This window comes from uncultured Albimonas sp. (assembly GCF_963977235.1).
Lineage (GTDB): Bacteria > Pseudomonadota > Alphaproteobacteria > Rhodobacterales > Rhodobacteraceae > Albimonas.
This window is the reverse complement of record NZ_CAXBOD010000121.1, coordinates 1-5,071: the sequence shown is the minus strand read 5'-3', so window position 1 is coordinate 5,071 and position 5,071 is coordinate 1. Positions and strand designations below refer to the sequence as shown.

Here is a 5,071-nt window from a genome sequence, read left to right as displayed (position 1 = left end):
GTGAGTCAGGAGCCCGCCGGAGGCTCCAGTCCTCGACCCTCCACGCTCCCCCCACTCATGCGCAACTCAGCCAAGCCCGCCCGCAGGGCGCCTCCTCCCCCTTCCCCGAGAAACGCGAAGGGGCCCGGCGTCCCCGCCGGGCCCCTTCGTCCGTGCCTCGCGCCGCGCCTTACTGGTTGCGCTGGCGGTAGCTGATGCGCCGGACCGACCCGGTGCGCGAGCGCATCAGGATCGTCTCGGTCTCCATCCAGTCGCCGTCGCGCCGCGCGGCGTGCAGGATCGAGCCGTCGGTGACGCCTGTGGCCGCGAAGATCACGTCGTCGGTCACCATGTCGGTCAGCGAATAGATCCGGTCGAAATCGGTGATCCCGGCCTTCGTCGCCCGGCCCCGCTCGTCGTCGTTGCGGAACAGCAGCCGGCCCTGGATCTGGCCGCCCATGCAGCGCAGCGCGGCCGCGGCCAGCACGCCCTCGGGCGCCCCGCCCGAGCCCATGTACATGTCGATGCCCGTCAGGTCCGCCTCGGCGCAGTGGATCACGCCGGCCACGTCGCCGTCGGTGATCAGGCGGATCGCGGCGCCGGTCTCGCGGACCTCGCGCACCATTTCCTCGTGGCGGGGCCGCTCGAGGATGCAGCAGGTCACGTCCGAGGGCTTGCCCCCCTTGGCCTTGGCCAGCGCCAGCACCCGCTCGGTCGGGGTCATGTCGAGGTGGACGACCCCCTCGGCATAGCCCGGGCCGATCGCCAGCTTGTCCATGTAGACGTCGGGCGCGTGCAGCATCGAGCCGCGCGGCGCCATCGCGATCACGGCCAGCGAGTTGGGCATGTCCTTGGCGCAGAGGGTGGTGCCCTCCAGCGGGTCGAGGGCGATGTCGACGGCCGGACCGCCGCCCTGGCCCACTTCCTCGCCGATGTAGAGCATCGGCGCCTCGTCGCGCTCGCCCTCGCCGATGACCACCACCCCCTGGATGTGGAGCAGGTTCAGCTGGGTGCGCATGGCGTCGACGGCGGCCTGGTCGGCGGCCTTCTCGTCGCCCCGCCCCACCAGTTTCGCCGCGGCGATGGCGGCGGCTTCCGACACGCGGGCCAGTCCCAGGGACAGCATGCGGTCGGCGAAGATGCCGCCGGGTTCCTTGATAGAGTCGGGCATGGACGCTCCTCGGGTCGCGCGATCTTGATGGAGGCCGTGGCCCCGTCGCTTCCTACGAAGCGGGGGGCCCGGCGGCAAGGGAAACTCATGTGACGCGGGCGCGCGGGGCGGACGCCGCAGGGCGCCAAAAGCAGCTTTCACGCCGAACTTGGCAATTCTTTGGAAAGGGATCGGCGCTATTCCGGCGCTGACGCATAGAGAGGAGTTGCCGGATGTTCGGACTTTCCCGCCCTGCCGCGCGTGGCGCCGATCCCCTCCGCAGGGCGCTGGACGCCGCCTGGGCGGTGATCGAGTTCACGCCCGACGGGCAGATCATCGACGCCAACCCAGCCTTCCTGAAGCTGGTGGGCTACACGCATGCCGAACTGGTGGGACAGCACCACCGCGTGCTCTGCCCGCCCGAGGTGACCCAGAGCGACTACTACCGCAGCTTCTGGACCCGCCTCGCGGCGGGGGAGCCCCTGGACGGCCGCTTCCGGCGCGTCGCCAAGGGCGGCAAGTCGTGTTTCCTGCGCGCCTCCTACATGCCGGTGCGCGACGATGCCGACAAGGTGGTGCGGGTGATGAAGCTCGCCGTCGACGTCACCGACGACGCCACCCATGAGCTCGACGCCCGCGGCAAGATCGACGCGATCTCCCGCGTGCAGGCGGTGATCGAGTTCGACACCAAGGGCAACATCCTGGACGCGAACGAGAATTTCCTGAAGACGATGGGCTGGCGCCTCGACGAGATCAAGGGCCGCCACCACCGCATCTTCATGCCCGACGGCGCGGCCGACACCAGCGAATACGCCGAATTCTGGCGCGGCCTCGCCCGGGGGGAGCCGGTGACCGACGAATTCCGCCGCCGCTCCAAGGACGGGTCCGACGTCTGGATCCAGGCCACCTACAACCCGGTGAAGGACCGCTACGGCGAAGTGCTGCGCATCGTGAAGTTCGCCCAGAACATCACCCCGCGGATCACCTCGGTGCGCCGTCTGGGCGAGATGCTCTCGCGGCTGGCCGAGGGGGATCTCGACGCCGCCGACGACGCGCCGATGGATCCCGCCTTCGCGCCGCTGCGCGACGACGTCACCTCGCTGCGCGACTCCTGGCGCGAACTGGTCGAGCGGATGCGCAGCGCCATGGACCGGATCAGCCATGGCTCGACCGACATCCGCGGCGGCGCCGACGACCTCTCCGACCGGGCCGAGCGGCAGGCCGCGACGCTCGAGGAGATCGCGGCCACCGTCGAGGAGCTCTCGGCCACGATCAACGCCACGGCCAACAACTCCCGCGACGGGGAGCAGGTGGTCCGCCGCGCCGCCGAGCGGACCGAACAGGGCCAGCAGGTGATCGAGCAGGCCACCGACGCGGTGCGCACGATCGAGGAAAGCTCCAAGCGGATCAACGAGATCAACGGCGCCATCGAGTCGATCGCCTTCCAGACCAACCTTCTGGCGCTGAACGCCGCGGTCGAGGCCGCCCGCGCCGGCGAGGCCGGCAAGGGCTTCGCCGTGGTCGCCTCGGAGGTGCGCAATCTCGCCCAGCGCTCCTCGGACGCGGCCGCCGACACCACGCGGCTGATCAAGCAGAGCTCTTCGGACGTCGAACAGGGCGCCAAGCTGATGGCCTCGGCGGTGGAGGTCTTCGCCGAAATTCGCGGCCAGGTCGGGGAGCTTGCGCGCAAGATCGCCGAGATCAACTCGGCCAACACCGAGCAGGCCTCGGGCGTGAACGAGATCAACCATGCGATGAGCGAGCTGGACTCCAACACCCAGCGCAACGCCGAGATCTCGACCCGCAACGCCTCGGCCGCCCGCGATCTCGACCAGGAGCTTGCGACCCTGCAGGAGATGCTGGCCTTCTTCCGCTGCACCACCGCCGGCGCCCGCCCATCCTCCGGCGCCCGCCCCGCAGCGCGCGCGGCCTGACCCGGCGCCCTGATCGGGCGATCTGACCGGGGGATCTGGCAGGGAGATCTGACCTGGGGATCTGACCCCGGGGATCTGACCGGGCGCCGCCTGACCGCGGCGCCCGGCGTCCCCTCGGCAAGCGATCCCTCCGGCGATCCCCGCGCGGCTCGCAGCGCCAGGTCGCGGCACACGGCCCCTCGGGCCCGCCGCCCGCTCCCGGCAGGGCGCGAGAACCGACGGGATCGGCCACGGGGCGACCCTTCCCCCAAGATCCTTCCCCGAAAACGCCAAAGGCCCTCCCCGCTTCCGGGGAGGGCCTTCTCGTTCCGAGTCCTCGCCGCCGTGACAGGGCCATGGCTCTCAGCGCCCCGCTGTCACGATCGATTCCGGCTCCTGACGACGGGGCCGGCCGCCTGCGTGCCCGGCACGCCGTTCCATCGGTCGCCCTGAGGCAAGGTCCCCGGCCGGGCGCGGAAGCCATCCGCCCCCCCCCGCGTCGCCGGCGCGGCGCGTCGCGGCGCATCGAAGGCCAATGGCTCAGAGGCTCAGAGGCTCAGAGGATCTCCACCCGCAGCGCCATCGGCGCGTCGATGCATTCCTCCATCGCCCCCAGCCGCCCCAGCGCTCCGTCCAGCGAGGCGCGCTCGGCGGGGTGAGTGACGAAGATCACCGGGGCCGCGCCGCCCTCGTGGTCGTACTGGCGCATCTGGCGGATCGAGACGCCCTCCTCGCCCAGCGCCGCGGTGACCTTGGCAAGCGTCCCCGGCGCGTCCTGCAGCGACATGCGCAGATAGTAGGCCGCGGCCTCCGCGTCCGAGGCCCGCGGCGCCGCCGCCAGCCGCGCGGCCGGCACGCCGAAGGTCGCCCCCACCTGGCCGCGGGCGATGTCGAGCACGTCGGCCATCACCGCCGAAGCGGTCGGCCCCTGCCCCGCGCCCGGCCCCTCGAACACCGTCTGGCCGACGAAATCGCCCTCGACCACCACCGCGTTGGTCACGCCCGAAAGCTGCCCGATCGAGCTCTCGGCCGGCACCAGGCAAGGCGTCATCCGCTGCTCGAGCCCGTCGGGGGTCATCTTGGCCACCCCCAGCAGCTTGATGCGGAAGCCCATGTCGCGCGCCTGGGCGATGTCGGTCAGGGTCACCCGGTCGATGCCCTCGGTCTGCACGCCGGCGAAGTCGACCCGCGTGCCGTAGGCGATCGCGGCCAGCAGCGCCAGCTTGTGGGCGGCGTCGATGCCACCGACGTCGAAGGTCGGATCGGCCTCGGCGAAGCCCAGCTTCTGCGCGTCCTCCAGCACCGTCTCGTAGGGGGCGCCGGTGGCCTCCATCTCGGTGAGGATGTAGTTGCAGGTGCCGTTCATCACGCCCATCAGGCGCACGATGCCATTGGCCGCCAGACCCTCGCCCAGCGCCTTGACGATGGGGATGCCGCCGCAGACCGCGGCCTCGAACTTCAGCGCCCGGCCGGCGGCCTCGGCCTGCTCGGCCATCGCCTGGCCGTGGTGGGCCAGCATCGCCTTGTTGGCGGTGACCACGTGCTTGCCCGTCTCCAGCGCGGTCTCGACGCAGGCCTTGGCGGGGCCGTCCTCGCCCCCCATCAGCTCGATCAGCAGGTCGACGTCGTCGCGCCGCGCCAGCGCCACGGGGTCGTCCTCCCAGTCGTAACCCGAGAGGTCCACCCCCCGGTCGCGGTTGCGCGAGCGTGCGCAGACCGCCGTGATGGTCACCGGCCGACCGCCCCGCGCCTCGAGCATCGCGGCATGGGTCTGGACGATCCTGACCACCCCCGCGCCCACGGTTCCAAGTCCGGCGATGCCCAGGCGGAGAGGTTCGGTCATGATGCCCCTTGCGGATGTCTGCAGGTGTCGGGCGGCGGCCCGCGCCCTTGCTAGCCCCAAGCCGACGGCGCCGCAACAGCCCGCGGGCCCGCGCGATGCCGCGGCCGCGAACAGCCGCCGGGCGCACGCGCCCCCCGCCAACCCGCCCTCCTGCCTCGCCGTCCGGGCCCCTCCGACCCCCGGGCG

At 71.8% G+C, this 5,071-nt stretch carries 3 protein-coding genes; 1 reads left to right on the top strand and 2 read right to left on the bottom strand.

Annotated features, from left to right (window positions below):
* Positions 1-169 precede the first annotated feature (169 nt).
* The gene (gene glpX / locus AAC134_RS23405; protein ID WP_339952150.1) at positions 170-1,150 is read right to left on the bottom strand and encodes a class II fructose-bisphosphatase; all 981 of its coding nucleotides are present in this window, start codon (positions 1,148-1,150) and stop codon (positions 170-172) included.
* Positions 1,151-1,362: 212 nt separating this feature from the next.
* Here glpX and AAC134_RS23400 point away from each other — a divergent pair, with 212 nt between their 5' ends.
* The gene (locus AAC134_RS23400) at positions 1,363-3,063 is read left to right on the top strand and encodes a methyl-accepting chemotaxis protein (protein ID WP_339952148.1); all 1,701 of its coding nucleotides are present in this window, start codon (positions 1,363-1,365) and stop codon (positions 3,061-3,063) included.
* A 535-nt stretch (positions 3,064-3,598) separates the two neighbouring features.
* Here AAC134_RS23400 and AAC134_RS23395 read toward each other — a convergent pair.
* Positions 3,599-4,885 (bottom strand): homoserine dehydrogenase, encoded by a 1,287-nt coding sequence (locus AAC134_RS23395; protein ID WP_339952146.1) that lies wholly within the window; start codon positions 4,883-4,885, stop codon positions 3,599-3,601.
* Positions 4,886-5,071: the final 186 nt, after the last annotated feature.

Coding starts and splice junctions, on each gene's coding strand:
- glpX (WP_339952150.1), bottom strand. CDS start 1,150: ATGCCCGACTCTATCAAGGAACCCGGCGGCATCTTCGCCGACCGCATG.
- AAC134_RS23400 (WP_339952148.1), top strand. CDS start 1,363: ATGTTCGGACTTTCCCGCCCTGCCGCGCGTGGCGCCGATCCCCTCCGC.
- AAC134_RS23395 (WP_339952146.1), bottom strand. CDS start 4,885: ATGACCGAACCTCTCCGCCTGGGCATCGCCGGACTTGGAACCGTGGGC.